Genomic DNA, 15,451 nt, shown 5'->3' with positions numbered 1-15,451 from the left:
CCCTACGTCGCGTCGCGCTGCTCCTCGTGACCGCGGCGCGGCAGCTCCGGGTAGGCGTCGGGACCGAGGTCCTCCATCGCCCGCCGCGCGAAGACCTGCTGCATCGTCGTCACCCGCTCGTTGCGGTTGTTGCCCAGGAAGGTGATCATCCAGTTGAGCAGCGTCGAGATGCGGTTCTTGAAGCCGACCATCGCCATGAGGTGCACGGCGAGCCACGCCAGCCAGGCGACGAAGCCGGAGAAGCTGATCTTGCCGATGCTCGCGACGGCGGAGTACTTCGAGATCGTCGCCATCGAGCCCTTGTCCTTGTAGACGAAGGGTGCCTGCGGCTCCTTGCCCTCGAGCCGGCCGAGGATCTCCCTGGCCGCGTAGCGACCGCCCTGGATCGCGAGCTGCGCGACGCCCGGGTAGCCCTTGAGGTTGATCATGTCGCCGAGGAGGAAGACCTCGGGATGGCCCTTGAGGGTCAGGTTGTCCTCGACCAGGACGCGCCCGGCGCGGTCGGTCTCGGCACCGGCCTGGTCGGCGACCATGGTGCCGAGCCCGGAGGCGGCGACACCGGCGGCCCAGACCTTGGTCACGGCCTCGATGCGCCGCGTCGAGCCGTCCTTGTACTTCACGTCGAGCCCGGTGCCGTCGACGTCGGTGACCATCGCGCCGAGCTGGACCTCGACCCCGCGCTTCTCGAGGCTCGCGCGGGCCTTGCCGCCGAGGTGGTCACCGAAGGTGGGCAGCACCTGGTCGGCGCCGTCGAGGAGCACGACGCGGGCGTCGCGCGGGTTGATGTGGCGGAACTCGTGGCGGAGCGTCTTGTGCGACAGCTCGGCGATCTGGCCGGCCATCTCGACACCGGTCGGGCCCGCGCCGACGACGACGAAGGTCAGCAGCCGCTCGCGGTCCTGCGGGTCGGTCGTGGTCTCGGCGAGCTCGAAGGCGCCGAAGATGCGCCCGCGCAGCTCGAGCGCGTTGTCGATGTCCTTCATGCCGGGGGCGTAGCGGGCGAAGTGGTCGTTGCCGAAGTACGACTGCCCGGCGCCGGCGGCGATGATCAGGCTGTCGTACGGGGTGACCGTCTGCTGGCCCAGCGAGCGGGAGGTGACGGTGCGCGCCTCGATGTCGATGTCCTCGACGTCGCCGAGGATCGTGCGCACGTTCTTGTCGCGGGCGAGGATGTCGCGCGTCGCGGGGGCGATGTCGCCCTCGGAGAGGATGCCGGTGGCCACCTGGTACAGCAGCGGCTGGAAGAGGTGGTGGCCGGTGCGCGAGACGAGGGTCACCTCGACGTCCTTGCCGCTCAGGGCCTTGGCGGAGAACAGACCGCCGAAGCCGGACCCGATGATGACGACGCGGTGCTTGCCAGAGTTAGCGCTCACACGTCCCATTGTGACCCAGCCCTGACGAAGGGAGAAATCCCTGCGGCCTCCGAGGGGCCGGTTGTGACGGACGAGACACCCGCCACGTCAGCGCCCCGTCGCGTAGGCGTGGCTGGCGCGCACGATGCCCTCGACGACGTCGACCTCATGGGGGGTGCGCGGGCCGAAGACCATGACGAAGCCGGCGGACAGGCGCGTACCGGCCCAGTGGTGGAAGGTGCCCCACCCGCGGGCCACGAGGTCGGCGGCCTGCTCCGGCGGCAGCGCGAGGTGCATCGAGCCGTCCTCGGCCGGGTGCAGGTGGGCGAACTCCCCGACCTGCGGCACGAGGAAGGCCGGCTCCGGCCCCTCGGGGGCGTCGAGGACGAGGGCGCGCGCTCCCGGGACCGAGATCTGCGAGTCCACGACGGCGACGCCCGCGAGCCCGCGCACCCGCTCGAAGAGCGTGCCCTGCAGCTCGACCGGCGCGTTGTCGCTCAGCTGCTGCTGCGGGATGGACCACGCGACGTCGGGGCGACCCCCTTCGCGCGGGTCGAGGCGACCACCGGCGAGGGTGGGCCACGCGACGTCCTGGGGCGCACCGACGGGGGCGGCACCGAAGGCACCCAGGTGGTGCACTCGGGCGGCGACCCACTGCGCGAGGCGGTGCACCCCGGTACCGGTGAGGTGGTGGCCGCCCGGCTCGCGGATGGCCGTGACGGGCGCGCCGGAGTCGCGGGTCAGGTGGTCCCAGGTGCGGTCGAGCAGCTCACGCGGGATGACGTGGTCACCCTCGCCCTGCGCGACGAAGACCGGCAGGTGCGCCAGGGCGCCGGCCTCGACCGGCACGCCCGCGTCGAAGGGCAGCGTGCCGTAGAGGATCGCGGCACCGGCGTACCGCGACGGGTCACCGAGCACGAGGCCGCCGGCGAAGGCCGCTCCCCCGCTGAACCCGATGAGCAGCACGGGGCGCCCGGTCGGCGCGACCTCGTCGAGCCACCCGCGGAACCACGCCATGTGCTCGGCGAGCGACTCCGCGACCGGCCGGCCGATGCCGCGGTTGGCGAACCACGCGTAGCCACCGCCCTCGGCGATGGGCGCGCGCACGGCGGCGTACGCGGGGCCGACGGGCAGGTGGTCCGCGAGCCCGATGATCTGCTGCTCGTCCGAGCCGCGGCCGTGCAGGAGCACGACGAGCGGCGCGGTCGGGTCGGTGGAACCGGCGGTCGCGACGACGGGGGTCGTGGAGGTGCGCATGGTGAAGCCCTTCGGTTGTCAGTACAACCAAGATACGAAGAGAGTAGTTGTCGCGTCAAGTACTTGCCTGCTCCTAGACTCACGGCCGTGGACCGACCGGACGTCATGTGGCACCACCGGGCCTCGACCCACGACGCCCTCCGCGCGCACGTCGACCACCCCCTGCCGGTCACCACGGGTCACCTCTGCCCGGCCTGCGGCTCGGGCTCCCACGGCCGCCCGTGGGTGCGCTTGGCGGACGGCAGCTCGCCGCACGTGAGCCTCTCCCGCTGCGGCGACCACGTGCTCACCGCCGTCGCCGCGAGCCCCGTCGGCGTCGACGTCGAGTCGCTCGAGGCGGTCGCGGCCCGCTGGGACCCGGCTCTCGTGCTCCGCCCGGACGAGCGCGCCGACACCCCCGCCGAGCGCGCGGCGACGTGGTGCCGCAAGGAGGCGGTCCTCAAGGCGCTCGGCACCGGGCTGCGCACACCGATGACCCAGATCCGCCTCGCCGAGTGGCAGCTCGTCGACCTCGAGGCCCCCGCCGGGCTCGTGGCCGCGGTGGCCGTGCTCGGGTCTCAGACGGGCAGCGGCGGCAGCTCGACGGAGTAGAGCCACTCCTCGAAGAGCCCGCCGAGGTCCTCACCCGTCACCCTCTCGACGTGCTCGACGAACATCGCCGTCGTGACATTGCCGTGGCGGTGCGTATCGGCCCAGGTGCGCAGCGCGTCGAAGAACCTCGCGTCCCCCACCCTCGCCCTCAGCGCGTGCAGGGTGAGCGCGCCGCGCTTGTAGACGCGGTCGTCGAACATCAGTTCGGGGCCCGGGTCCCCGAGGAGCAGGTCGGGCCCGTCGTCGTCACGGACCCTGGCGTGGTGCACCTCGGCGCGCTCACCGACGGTCATCAGGCCGATGCGCTCGGACCACAGCCACTCGGAGTAGCAGGCGAACCCCTCGTGCAGCCAGATGTCACGCCAGTGCGTGAGCGTCACCGAGTTGCCCCACCACTGGTGGCTCAGCTCGTGGGCGACGAGGCGGATGCACTCCCAGTCGTCGCACATGAAGTTGCGGCCGAAGGTCGACAGCCCCTGCGACTCGAGCGGGATCTCCAGGTCGTCGTCGGTGATCACCGCGGTGTACGACTCGAAGGGGTAGTCGCCGAAGGTCTCGGTGAAGAAGCCGAGCATCTGCGGCTGCATGCCGAAGGCGGCCTCGAAGCCCTCGCGCGGGCGGTCCTTGGGCGCGACGACGCGCACCGGCACGGGGGCGCCGGTCTGCTCGATGACCTCGTAGCGGCCGATCTGCACCGTGGCGAGGTAGGTGGGCATCGGCGCCTGCTGCGTGTAGCGCCACGTGACCGCGCGGCCCTGGGTCTGCCCGGCGAGCTCACCGGCGACGGCCACGTGGTAGCCCTTGGGCACGGTGAGCGCGATGTCGTAGGTCGCCTTGTCGTCCGGGCGGTCGTTGCACGGGAACCACGAGGGGGCGCCGTGCGGCTGGGCCGCGACGATGACCCCGTCCTCGAGCTCCTCCCAGCCGGCCTCGCCGAGCTTGCGGCTGCGGATCGGCTTGGGGTTGCCGGAGTAGCGCACCCGGACCTCGAAGTCCTCTCCCTCGGGGACCGTCCGCCCGAGCTGCACGGTGACGCGACCGAGGTGGGCCCGGTGCTTGGCGACCGCACCGTCGACGTGGACCTTGACCGCGCGAAGGGAGTGGAGGTCGAGGTCGATCCGGTCGATCGGCTCGTTGGCCCGGCACCGCAGGGTCGCCTCGCCGTCGAGCCGGTTGCCGTCGACGCGGTAGCCGATCTCGAGGTCGTAGTGCTCGACGTCGTAGGACGAGTCGCCGTGCCCGGGGACGTAGGGGTCGCTCCCTCGCCGCATCATGCGTCCTCTCCTTCCCACGGGCCGATCGGGTTGCCGATCCAGCGTGTCCGCGAGGGTACGCCCTCGCCGCGCATGACCAGCGAGACGGGTCCGACGGTGGCGTGCCTGCCGACGCTGGCGGCCGGGAGGATCACGCTGTTGGGGCCTAGGGTTGCGCCGGCACCGAGGGTGACGGTGTCCATGCTGAGCACCCGGTCGTGGAAGAGGTGCGTCTGCACGACGCAGCCCGGGTTGACGGTCGCGCCGTCGCCGAGCTCGATGAGGTCGCTCTCGGGCAGCCAGTAGGTGTCGCACCAGACACCCTGCCCGACCTTGCTCCCCATGAGCCGCAGCCACGCGTTGAGCGCCGGTGTGCCGGCGGTGATCCGCGCGAACCACGGCGCCGCGAGCATCTCGGTGAAGGTGTCGGCGAGCTCGTTGCGCCAGACGAAGGAGGTCCACAGCTCGTGCTCGCCCGGGCGGTGCCGACCGACGAGCAGCCACTTGGCGGCGACCGTGGTGCCGGCCGCGACGTGGCTGCCGAGGATCATCACCGGTCCGGCGAGGAGCAGCGCGAGCCAGGGCGAGACCTCGAGCAGCCGCAGGAGCGCGGCGGCGACGAGCACGTCGAGCGCGATCGTGCACCAGAGCGGCACGACCCGGCCCAGCTCGACGAGCGAGCGCAGGACCTTCAGGCGCGTCGGCGGGTCGTAGGTCCGGCTGGAGTCCTGCTCCGCGGCGGTGCGGCGCAGCCTGCGCGGGGGCGAACCGAGCCAGGACTGGCCTGCCCTGGCGACCGAGCGACCGGGAGCCGCGGAGAGCACGGCGACGAGCGAGCGCTTGGGCACCCGCCGACCCGGCGCGAGCATGCCGGAGTTGCCGACGAAGGATCGCTTGCCGACCTTGACCCGTTCGACGCGGATCCAGCCCCCACCGAGCTCGTACGAGCCCACGAGGGTGTCGTCGGCGAGGAAGGCGTGGTCGTTCACCCGCACGAGCTTGGGGATCATCAGCACGGTCGAGGCCTCGACGCCGGTGCCGATCCGCGCGCCGAGGAGCCGCAGCCACACAGGCGTGAAGGCGCTGGAGTAGATCGGGAAGAGCCAGTCGCGGGCCTCGTCGAGGAGGCGGACCGTGCCCCAGATGGCCAGGCCCTGCCGGGAGCGGACGGGGTAGTGCCCGGGCTCGATCGCGGTCGCGAGCACGCGGGTGAGCACGACGACGAGCAGCGCGAGGACGACGAAGCCGACGACCACGGCGAGCGGCAGCCACGGCAGGGCGGCGACGAGCGCGTCACCGAGACCGGTGCTGTCGGAGACGGCCGGCCACACCAGCGCGGCCCCCGCGAGCACGCCCAGACCTGGCAGGGCGGAGACCAGCAGCGCGAGCACGCCGTAGCCGGCCAGCCACCCGCGCGGCGCGGGCGCCTCCTCGGACGACCAGGGCCCACGGGCCGCTGCCTGACGCTCCGCAGGCGACCCGGACCAGAACTCGCCCGCGGCGACCGCGCCGAGCACGTGGGAGCCGGGCGCGATCTCGGAGCCCTCGCCGACGACCGCGCCGGGCGAGAGGGTGCTGCGGGCACCGACGCGCGCGCGTGGGCCGATGCTGATGGGACCGACGTGGACGACGTCACCGTCGATCCAGTGGCCCTGCAGGTCGACCTCGGGCTCGATCGCCGCGCCCCGGCCCACGGTGAGCCACCCGGTCACCGGGGGCAGGCTGTGCAGGTCGACGCCCGTGCCGACGCGCGCCCCGAGCAGCCGGGCGTACCACCGGAAGAAGAGTGCGCCGGACAGGCCCGCGGCCGCGAGCTCGTCCTGGATGCGCGCGGCGAACCACAGCCGCAGGTGCACCGCCCCGCCGCGCGGGTGCGAGCCGGGCTCGACGCCGTGCAGCACCGCGCGGGCGAGCAGGGCGGCGAGGGTCATCCGCCCGGGAGCGGTGAGCAGGAGCAGGGTCGAGACGACGAGCAGCCACGGGGAGGTCGTCGGCAGCCAGTCGGGCCCGCCGAGCGCGGCCGCCACCGTCGAGCCGAGCGCCAGCCAGGCGAGCCAGCGCAGGCCGGCGAGCGCCCGCAGCGGGACCATCCCGACGAGCTGGGCGACCTGGGTCCCCGTGCGGATCGGCTGCACGCGACGGTCGGACCGCACCATCGTCGAGCTCGCCGACGCCTCGTCGAGCCACGCCGCGAGATCGCCGATCCTCGAGTGCTCGTAGACGTCGCCGACGGTGGTCTCGGGGTGCTTGTCGCGCAGCCGGCTCACGACCTGCGCCGCGGTGAGCGAGCCGCCGCCGAGGTCGAAGAAGTCGTCGGTCGGGCTGCTCGCCGGCGCCCCGATGACCTCGGCCCAGATCGCGGAGATCCACTGCGCGGTCGGGCTGAGCGAGGAGGTGGGGGGCTCCCCCTTCGTCCCGGAGGAAGGGAGGGGCCACGGCAGCGCGTCGCGGTCCACCTTGCCGGAGGTGCGGGTCGGCAGCTCCTCGACGACCGCGAGGCGCGGGACGAGGGCCGCGGGCATCCGCTCGCGCAGGAGTTCGCGGGCCAGGGCGGCGTCGTAGTCGTCGGCGACGGTGAGGTACCCGACGAGGAGCTTGTTGCCGGCCCGGGTGGAGCGGACCGCTGCGGCCGCGGAGACGACCCCCGGGACGCGCAGCAGCTGCTCGTCGATCTCGCCGAGCTCGATGCGGCGACCCCCGAGCTTGATCTGGTCGTCGGCCCGGCCGGCGAAGACGAGGCCGAGCGGGTCGTTGCGCACGACGTCGCCGGAGCGGTAGGCGCGCTCCCAGCCGAGGGTCGGCATGGGGGCGTACTTCTCGGCGTCCTTGGCGGGGTCGAGGTAGCGGGCCAGGCCGACGCCGCCGATGATCAGCTCGCCGGACCCGCCCTCGGGGACCGGCACGCCGTCCTGGTCGACGACCGCGAGGTCCCAGCCGGCCAGCGGCAGGCCGATGCGCACGGGGGCGCTGCCGTCGAGCATCGCGCCGCACGCGACGACGGTGGCCTCGGTGGGGCCGTAGGTGTTCCACACCTCGCGGCCCGGCGCCTGGAGCCGGGCGGCGAGCTCCGGCGGGCAGGCCTCGCCGCCCATGATGAGCAGCCGCACCCGCGTGAGCGAGCTCGGCGGCCACAGCGCGACGAGCGTCGGGACGGTCGAGACGATGGTGATCTCGTTGGCGACGAGCCACGGCCCGACGTCGACGCCGGAGCGCACGAGCGAGCGCGGGGCCGGCACGAGGCAGGCGCCGTACGCCCACGCGAGCCACATCTCCTCGCAGCTCGCGTCGAAGGCGACCGACAGCCCGGCCATGACCCGGTCCCCCGGCGCGATCGGGTCCTCCCGCAGGAACATCTGCGCCTCGGCGTCGACGAAGGCGGCCGCGTTGCGGTGGGTGACGGCGACCCCCTTCGGCTTGCCGGTGGAGCCGGACGTGAAGATCACCCAGGCGTCGTCACCGGTCGTCGGCGGCGTCGGCTCGATCGGCGGGCGGCCTTGTCCCACAGCGGTGGTCGTGACGACGAGGTCGTTGCCGACGATCGCCACGGTCGCCGACTCCTCGAAGACCACCCGCGCCCGCTCGTCGGGGTCGTCGGCGTCGACCGGGACGTAGGCGGCGCCAGCGAGGATGATCCCGATGATCGCGACGTAGAGGTCGGTCGACCCCGAGCGGATCCGCACGCCGACCTTGTCCCCTGGCCCGATGCCGAGCTCCGCGAGCTGCTCGGCGAGCGCGGACGCGGCCTCCGCGAGCTCGGCGTAGGTGAGCATCTCCTGCCCGCTGTCGACGGCCGGCGCGTCCGGGTGCGCGGCCACGACACCCGTGAAGATGTCGACGAGGGTGCGCGGCGCCGGCGCGCGGTCACCCGCGAGGAGCGACGGGAGGAGGGGCGAAGGGGAGGTCACCGGCGCATGATCCCGCACCGAGGTGAACACCCGGCGGGGCAGCAGGTAGCCGCCCGACGGAATAGCCTGTCGACGCCACCAGTTGATTGATTCGACAACAACCCTCTTCCCGGAAGGCCACGATGACCACGCCCATCACCCAGATCGAGCTCGGGCTCGACACCTTCGGCGACATCCCCGAGGACGGCCGCGGCAACCTCGTCTCCGAGGCGGAGGCGATCCGCCGGGTCGTCGAGGAGGGCGTCCTCGCCGACCAGGTGGGGGTGGACGTCATCGCGCTCGGTGAGCACCACCGCTCCGACTACGCGATCTCCTCCCCCGAGACCGTCCTCGCCGGGCTCGCGACGCGCACCGAGCGCATCAAGCTCGCGTCCGGCGTCACCGTCCTCTCCTCCGACGACCCGGTGCGCGTCTTCCAGCGCTTCTCCACCGTCGACGCGATGTCGGGCGGTCGCGCGCAGGTCATCCTGGGACGTGGCTCCTTCACCGAGTCCTTCCCGCTCTTCGGCTACGACCTCGCCGACTACGACACCCTCTTCGAGGAGAAGATCGAGCTCTTCGCCGAGGTGCTCAAGGAGCAGCCCGTGACGTGGCAGGGGACGACGCGAGCACCCTTGCAGGGCGCCGAGATTCACCCCCGGACCGAGTCCGGCCACCTCGACACCTGGGTGGGGGTCGGCGGCTCGCCGCAGTCGGTCATCCGCGCCGCCCGCTACGACTTCCCGCTCATGCTGGCGATCATCGGCGGTGCTCCCGGGCGCTTCGCGCCCTACGTCGACCTCTACCGCAGGGCGGCCGCGCAGCTCGGCACGACGGCCCACCCGGTCGGGATGCACTCGCACGGCTTCGTCGCCGACTCCGACCAGGAGGCCGCGGACATCGTCTGGCCGCACTACAAGCGCAACCGCGACCGGCTCGGGGCGGAGCGCGGGTGGCCGCCGGTGACCCGCGAGTCCTTCGAGGACGAGATCGCCCACGGCTCGCTGTACATCGGCTCCCCCGAGACGGTCGCCCAGCGCATCGCCGGCGCCATGCGCGCGATCGACGCGCGCCGCTTCGACATGGTCTACACGAGCGGGAGCACGCCGGTCGACGCCCGCCTGCGGGCCGTCGAGCTCTACGGCCGCGAGGTCGCGCCGCGGGTGCGGGAGCTGCTCGCGGGCACGACGGACGAAGGGGGCGACGCATGAGCACCGTCGGCATCCTCGGCGCCGGGAAGCTCGGTACCGTCCTCGCCCGGCTCGCGGTCGCCGCCGGCCACGAGGTGCTCGTCGCCGGCTCCGGCGACCCCGAGCGGATCGCGCTCACCGTCGAGGTCCTGGCACCCGGTGCCGTGGCGACGACGGCGCAGGAGGTGGCCACCCGAGCAGATGTCGTGGTCCTCGCCCTTCCCCTCGGCAAGTACGCGGGCATCCCGGCCGGCGCGCTCGCCGGGAAGCTCGTCGTCGACGCGATGAACTACTGGTGGGAGGTCGACGGCATCCGCGACGACCTGACCGACCCGCGCACGACGACCAGCGAGATCGTCGCGGCCCACCTGCCGGGCTCGCGCGTCGTCAAGGGGCTCAACCACATGGGCTACCACGACCTCGAGGACGGGGCCCGGCCCGCCGGCGCGGCGGGTCGCCGCGCGATCGCGATCGCCGGGGACTCCCCGCAGGACGTGGCCGCGGTGGCGGAGCTCGTCGACGGCCTGGGCTTCGACCCGGTGGCCATCGGGTCGCTCGCCGACGGTCGCCGCCTCGAGCCGGGCGCCCCCGCCTTCGGGGCGAACGTCGAGGCGGACGCGCTGCGGGAGCTGGTCGGGGTCTCCACCCGCGGGTGAGCGCCGGGCGACCGCTCGGCGCAAAATACTTGACGCAACAAGTAACCCGGAGTACGTTGATCTCATCCAATAGTTGACTCAACAACTTTTTAGGGAGTCACCATGACCAGCATCTCCATCCTCGGCACGGGCAACATGGGCAGCGCGATCCAGGCGGTCGCCGAGCGCGGCGGTCACCCGGTCCAGCTCCTCGGGACCGAGGACCAGGGCACGACGGTGACCGGCGACATCGTCGTCCTCGCGGTCCCCCACACGGCCATCGACGGGATCATCGCCACCCGCGCCGACCAGCTCGCCGGCAAGGTCGTCGTCGACCTGACCAACCCCGTCGACTTCGACACCTTCGACGACCTGGTCGTCCCGGCCGACAGCTCGATGGCCGCCAAGATCGCCACGGCGCTGCCGTCCTCGCAGGTCGTCAAGGCCTTCAACACCAACTTCGCCAGCACCCTCGCCGAGGGCACCGTCGGCCCGCTCACGACCACCGCCCTGGTCGCCGGTGACGACGAGGCCGCCAAGCAGACCGTCACCGAGGTCCTCACCTCGGGCGGCCTCAAGGTCATCGACGCCGGCGCCCTCAAGCGCGCCCGCGAGCTCGAGGCCCTCGGCTTCCTGCAGATCACCCTCGCTGCCCGCGAGAAGTTCGCCTGGACCGAGGGCTTCGGCATCGTCTCCTGACGCCCCCTTCGCTCCCCTCCCACGGAAGGAACCACCTGTGCCCATCCCAGCCGTCCGCCTCAACCACGCCGTGCTCTTCGTCGCCGACGTCGAGCGCAGCATCGCCTTCTACCAGGCCGCCTTCGGCGCGGAGACCATCGCGTACGAGCCGCGGATGCGCGCCGCCTTCCTGCGCATGCCGCGCTCGACCAACCACCACGACCTCGGCCTCTTCGGGGTCGGCGCCCAGCCGCCCCGCCCGCGCGGCTCGATCGGGCTGTACCACCTCGCGTGGCAGGTCGACACGATCGAGGACCTCGACGAGGCGCGCACCACCCTCGCCGGGCTCGGCGCGTACGCCGGCGAGTCCAGCCACGGCGCGACCAAGAGCATCTACGCCCACGACCCCGACGGCAACGAGTTCGAGGTCATGTGGATGCTGCCGCGCAGCGAGTGGGGCGCGTACGACAACGCCGCCCCGGTCGAGGCGCTGGACCTGCCCGGCGAGATCGATCGGTGGGCCGGCGTGGCCACCGCCGGTGAGCTCGTCCCGCGCGAGGTGGACGCATGAGCGCGGCCTTCGCCCCGGCGGTCGTCGCCCACCACGGCGAGGACGACCCGACCCAGCCGCTCGTCGTGCTGCTGCACGGTCGTGGCTCCGACGAGCGCGAGATCCTCACCCTGGCACCCCACCTCCCGAGCGGGCTCTCCTACGCCGCCGTGCGGGCGCCGATCGCCGAAGGGGGTGGCTTCGCCTGGTTCGCCAACCGCGGCATCGGCCGACCCGTCGCCGAGTCGCTCGACGCGACGATGGCGTGGTTCCGCGAGTGGCTCGACGAGGCGGCCCCGACCGGGCGGCCCGTCGTGGTCATCGGCTTCAGCGGCGGCGGGGCCTTCGCCGGCGGGCTCGTCCTCGACGAACCGCAGCGCTACGCGGGCGCCGGGATCCTCCACGCGACGCTGCCCTTCGACGCGGGCGTGCCCGTGACGCCGCAGCGCCTCGCCGGCCTGCCGGTGGTCGTCACCCAGGGCGACGCCGACCACGTCATCCCGCGCGAGCTGCTCGACCGCACGTGGAGCTACCTGCACGACGAGTCGGGCGCCACCGTGACCGGCCACCGCGACCCGGGCGGGCACGGCATCTCGCAGGCGAGCCTCACCGCCGTCGGCAGCTGGCTGGAGAAGCTCGCGGGCTGAGCCGAACCGTCACCGACCTCGACCGGCGAGCTCTTCGGCCAGCTCCGTCAGCGACCCGACCCGGAAGTCGGGAGCCCGGAAGCAGTCGGGGTAGGGACCTCCGGTTCGGTTGACCCACGCCGTAGCCAGACCCGCACGTGCTGCGCCGTCGATGTCCCACGGATGGACGGCGACGAGCACGGCATCCATCGGGTCGACTCCGCTTCGCCCGAGCGCGTACGCATAGGCGGCCGCTGCCGGCTTCCAGAGGGAGGCGTCCTCGACCGAGAGGAGGGCCTCGAAGTGATCGCGGATGCCGGCGCGGGCGAGCAGCTGGTCAGCCACTGACGCAGCCCCGTTGCTCATGGTGACCAGCGGGATCCCCACGGCGCGCAGGGCCCGGACCCCGTCCGGGACATCGGCATGCACCGGCAGCCCGGAGAAGCCCTCCATCACGTGCTGGATCGCGGCGTCGGCATCGCGGTCCAACCGCTGACCGTGGAGGACGACGCGCAGAGCGGCGGCCGCGATGGTGGCGAAGGACTCGTTCACGCCGACCGCCGTCAGGGCGAACCCGTCGCGGAGGACTCCCGCGAACCATGTCTTCGCCAGGTGGGCCGGCGCTCCGACATCCTCGAATCGCTGACCCATCGGCGACATGTCCGAGAGCGTCTCGTTGACGTCGAAGATCAGTAGGCGAGGCCGCCTGGGTCCGTCGGGACTCACCGGACGGTCCGCGCTGGGGAGCTCACTGGTCATACCCCACCGTAATCACTCCGCGCGAGCAACGCGGGCCATCCCGGCTCTGCTGGCCGGTCACGATCGTCTCCCGGCCCCCGTTGGTCGTCAGGGGGTCCCCGAGGCGTCGTCTGGCATTCAGGGAGGAGCCACCGGCGCTGCCTAGGTTCCGTCATGGCCTGTTCCCCCCTGGAGGTTCTCTGACATGACGCTGTCCCGCCGTTCGCTTCTCGTCGCCGGCGCCGCCGCCGGCTCCGCAGTCCTGGCCCCGTCGGTGGCCGCGGCCGACCCTCGGGTCGGATCAAACCCCTTCGCCTGCGGTGTCGCGTCCGGCGACCCGTGGCCCACGAGCGTCGTGCTCTGGACGCGACTCGCGCCCGAACCCACAGCCCTGGACGGTCTCGGCGGGCTGCGTGATCCGCGCCAGCTGATCCCGGTGGAGTGGCAGGTGTCGTCCGACCCGTCCTTCGCCGCGCGGGCAATCGTGCGTCGCGGTGTCGAACTGGCGACCCCCGAGTGGGGCCACTCCGTGCACGCCGAGGTCGACGGCCTCGAGCCCGGCCGCGAGTACTGGTACCGCTTCCGCGTCGGCACCGAGATCAGCCAGGTGGGGCGGACCAAGACGGCCCCCGCCCCCGGGGCCGACATCCAGTCGTTCACCTCGGTCCTGGCGACCTGCCAGAGCTACCCCGCCGGCTACTTCACGGCGCTGGGCCACATCGCCGACGAGGACGTCGACCTGGTCATGCACGTGGGGGACTACATCTACGAAGGCGCGGGGGCCGGCTCCATCGGTCGCGCGCATGCTCCCAGCAAGGAGATCTGGGACCTGGCCGACTACCGCGTGCGCTTCGGCCAGTACAACGCCGACCCCGACCTGATCGCCGCCCGCGGGTCGGCGCCCTTCTTCTGCGTCTTCGACGACCACGAGGTCGAGAACAACTGGGCGGCGGACAGGTCCCAGATCGACAGCGAACCCGACCAGGATCGTGACGTGTGGCTGGCGCGCCGTGCCCGGGCGCTCCAGGCCTGGTACGAGAACCTCCCCCTGCGCAAGGCCCAGCGTCCGGTCGGCAACGACATCCAGGCCTACCGGCGCCTCCGGTTCGGGCGCCTCGCCGACGTGCACATGGTCGACACCCGCCAGTACCGCTCCTTCCAGAACCCCGGGGCGACCAATGCCACCGATCGATGGACCCCGGACCGCACGATGCTGGGCGACACCCAGGAGAAGTGGCTGCTCGACGGCCTGGCCGACCGGTCGGTGCGCTGGCGCGTCATGGCCGACCCGGTCCAGATGGCCCAGCAGGACGCAGCCGTCGGCCCCGCGGTGGACGTCCCCAACGACCCGTGGGACGGGTACGCGTGGTACCGGACCCAGCTGCTCAGCCGGATCCACGACCTGGGTGTGCGCAACTTCGTGCACATGGCCGGCAACGGGCACTGGAACATGGCCTCCGACCTGCTGGTCAACTTCGACGAGCCCGGCTCTGCGGTCGTCGGGGCCGACTTCATGGCCACCTCGATCACCTCCGGTGGCGACGGCTCGGACCAGAACGCGCAGGCCAGGGACCGCATGGCGGCCAGCCCCTGGCTGAAGGTGGGCAACACCCGCCGTGGCTACCACAAGACGATCTACACGACGTCGGAGCTGCGCCAGGAGATCAAGGTGCTGCCCTACGTCACCCGCCCGGACGCCCCGGTCTTCACCCGCGCCACCGCGGTCGTGCGGGACGGCATCCCCGGCATCTCCGAGGTCGTCGAGGGCACCGTCGTCTGACGACCCGCGTCGACCACGAAAAAGTCCTGAGGCCCGGCACCGTGTGAACGGTGCCGGGCCTCAGGACCTGTGGTAGCGGGGGCAGGATTTGAACCTGCGACCTCTGGACGTGATCGGAGGCCTGTCCCGGACTACTGCAACTCTCGGGTCCCCATGGAAAACCTCGGGTTGTTGAGGAAGTTCCCATCGGACGCCTCCAACTGTATCGGAACGTCTCGGGACGCTTGCCCGTCGTTTCTGATGACCTTTCGATGACGTGTCGAATCCGAGTTCCGACGAGGCCGAGTCCCGCCGGCCCGGTCCGACGGTCTCGACCGGGGACGGACGCTCGGAGACACGGCGTGCGGAATCAGCGTCACACCGTCGCTATCGGAGGAGGCCACGGACTTGAGGGCAATGCAATGCGCCGTAAGACGAACCAGTCCCGGTCATGATCGCGGACAGGTCTAACGGGACGCGGGCCACAACGGCTCGGTGATGCTCCTCCATGATCCCACAGGAGGTTCGTCCTGTGGGACGAGTTTGCGACTCACCGACGTGGCCGGGGCACTGACGACCCGGTCGCCGAGCAGTCACGCCTACATAGCCGAAGTAGGTGGAGTCAACGAGTCGCGACCACCCACGAGCGGAATCCACGGGGACTGTCTGGAGGTCCGGGCGAGACACTCACTTCCGAGAGCGACACTTCCCCCTGTCGGGCTGGGACACTCGCGGGTTCCAGTCGGGACAGCTGTGGTTCGGTGCCTAACCCCCCAGGGCCTGTGGCGGCAGGCCCGGGCGCTCAATCGAGCGCTCTACCAACGACGGTGTTCCTCACCGAGGACCACTCCGCCCGGATCCAGGCCAACAAGGGTGGCCGCCTACATGCAACCGGGACTGCTGCACGATCAGGTGACATCTGATCTGTGGTGCCCAAG

Annotated in this window: 12 protein-coding genes; 7 read left to right on the top strand and 5 right to left on the bottom strand. The window is 72.1% G+C overall.

Annotated elements, in window-relative coordinates:
- Positions 1-2 precede the first annotated feature (2 nt).
- Both ABC138_RS14555 and ABC138_RS14550 read right to left on the bottom strand, forming a co-directional pair.
- Complete coding sequence (locus tag ABC138_RS14555; RefSeq protein ID WP_345914133.1) at positions 3-1,382, bottom strand: NAD(P)/FAD-dependent oxidoreductase; 1,380 nt, start codon at positions 1,380-1,382, stop codon at positions 3-5.
- A gap of 78 nt (positions 1,383-1,460) precedes the next feature.
- On the bottom strand, positions 1,461-2,609 hold the full coding sequence (locus ABC138_RS14550) for a phospholipase (protein ID WP_345914132.1): 1,149 nt from the start codon (positions 2,607-2,609) through the stop codon (positions 1,461-1,463).
- Between the two features lie 87 nt (positions 2,610-2,696).
- Here ABC138_RS14550 and ABC138_RS14545 point away from each other — a divergent pair, with 87 nt between their 5' ends.
- Complete coding sequence (locus ABC138_RS14545; RefSeq protein ID WP_345914131.1) at positions 2,697-3,200, top strand: 4'-phosphopantetheinyl transferase superfamily protein; 504 nt, start codon at positions 2,697-2,699, stop codon at positions 3,198-3,200.
- Here ABC138_RS14545 and ABC138_RS14540 read toward each other — a convergent pair.
- Positions 3,167-4,474 carry a M1 family metallopeptidase gene (locus tag ABC138_RS14540; protein ID WP_345914130.1) on the bottom strand — a complete coding sequence of 436 codons (1,308 nt, stop codon included), beginning with the start codon at positions 4,472-4,474 and terminating at the stop codon, positions 3,167-3,169. The two genes, ABC138_RS14545 and ABC138_RS14540, sit on opposite strands and share 34 nt — an antisense overlap.
- The gene (locus ABC138_RS14535; RefSeq protein ID WP_345914129.1) at positions 4,471-8,358 is read right to left on the bottom strand and encodes a Pls/PosA family non-ribosomal peptide synthetase; all 3,888 of its coding nucleotides are present in this window, start codon (positions 8,356-8,358) and stop codon (positions 4,471-4,473) included. Before ABC138_RS14535 ends, ABC138_RS14540 begins: the two co-directional genes overlap by 4 nt.
- A gap of 122 nt (positions 8,359-8,480) precedes the next feature.
- Between ABC138_RS14535 and ABC138_RS14530 the strand changes: the two genes are divergently transcribed.
- The 5 genes from ABC138_RS14530 (at position 8,481) to ABC138_RS14510 (ending at position 12,037) form a co-directional block, all read left to right on the top strand.
- Positions 8,481-9,548 (top strand): LLM class flavin-dependent oxidoreductase, encoded by a 1,068-nt coding sequence (locus tag ABC138_RS14530; RefSeq protein WP_218005579.1) that lies wholly within the window; start codon positions 8,481-8,483, stop codon positions 9,546-9,548.
- On the top strand, positions 9,545-10,183 hold the full coding sequence (locus ABC138_RS14525) for an NAD(P)-binding domain-containing protein (protein ID WP_345914128.1): 639 nt from the start codon (positions 9,545-9,547) through the stop codon (positions 10,181-10,183). The genes ABC138_RS14530 and ABC138_RS14525 overlap by 4 nt, the downstream gene beginning before the upstream one ends.
- Positions 10,184-10,285: 102 nt before the next feature.
- Positions 10,286-10,861, top strand: coding sequence for an NADPH-dependent F420 reductase (locus ABC138_RS14520; RefSeq protein ID WP_345914127.1), 576 nt, complete (start codon positions 10,286-10,288; stop codon positions 10,859-10,861).
- A 37-nt stretch (positions 10,862-10,898) separates the two neighbouring features.
- Complete coding sequence (locus ABC138_RS14515) at positions 10,899-11,411, top strand: VOC family protein (protein WP_068325600.1); 513 nt, start codon at positions 10,899-10,901, stop codon at positions 11,409-11,411.
- Positions 11,408-12,037, top strand: a complete 630-nt coding sequence (locus tag ABC138_RS14510; RefSeq protein WP_345914126.1) for a serine esterase — start codon at positions 11,408-11,410, stop codon at positions 12,035-12,037. Before ABC138_RS14515 ends, ABC138_RS14510 begins: the two co-directional genes overlap by 4 nt.
- Positions 12,038-12,046: 9 nt before the next feature.
- Here ABC138_RS14510 and ABC138_RS14505 read toward each other — a convergent pair whose 3' ends face one another.
- The gene (locus tag ABC138_RS14505; RefSeq protein ID WP_345914125.1) at positions 12,047-12,775 is read right to left on the bottom strand and encodes a haloacid dehalogenase type II; all 729 of its coding nucleotides are present in this window, start codon (positions 12,773-12,775) and stop codon (positions 12,047-12,049) included.
- Between the two features lie 184 nt (positions 12,776-12,959).
- Here ABC138_RS14505 and ABC138_RS14500 point away from each other — a divergent pair, with 184 nt between their 5' ends.
- Positions 12,960-14,534 carry an alkaline phosphatase D family protein gene (locus ABC138_RS14500; RefSeq protein ID WP_345914124.1) on the top strand — a complete coding sequence of 525 codons (1,575 nt, stop codon included), beginning with the start codon at positions 12,960-12,962 and terminating at the stop codon, positions 14,532-14,534.
- The last annotated feature ends 917 nt before the right edge of the window (positions 14,535-15,451 follow it).

The sequence above is a fragment of the Janibacter sp. LM genome (assembly GCF_039631275.1).
GTDB lineage: Bacteria > Actinomycetota > Actinomycetes > Actinomycetales > Dermatophilaceae > Janibacter > Janibacter terrae.
Note: the sequence above shows the minus strand (reverse complement) of the source record. Positions and strands in the feature narration are given on the sequence as shown.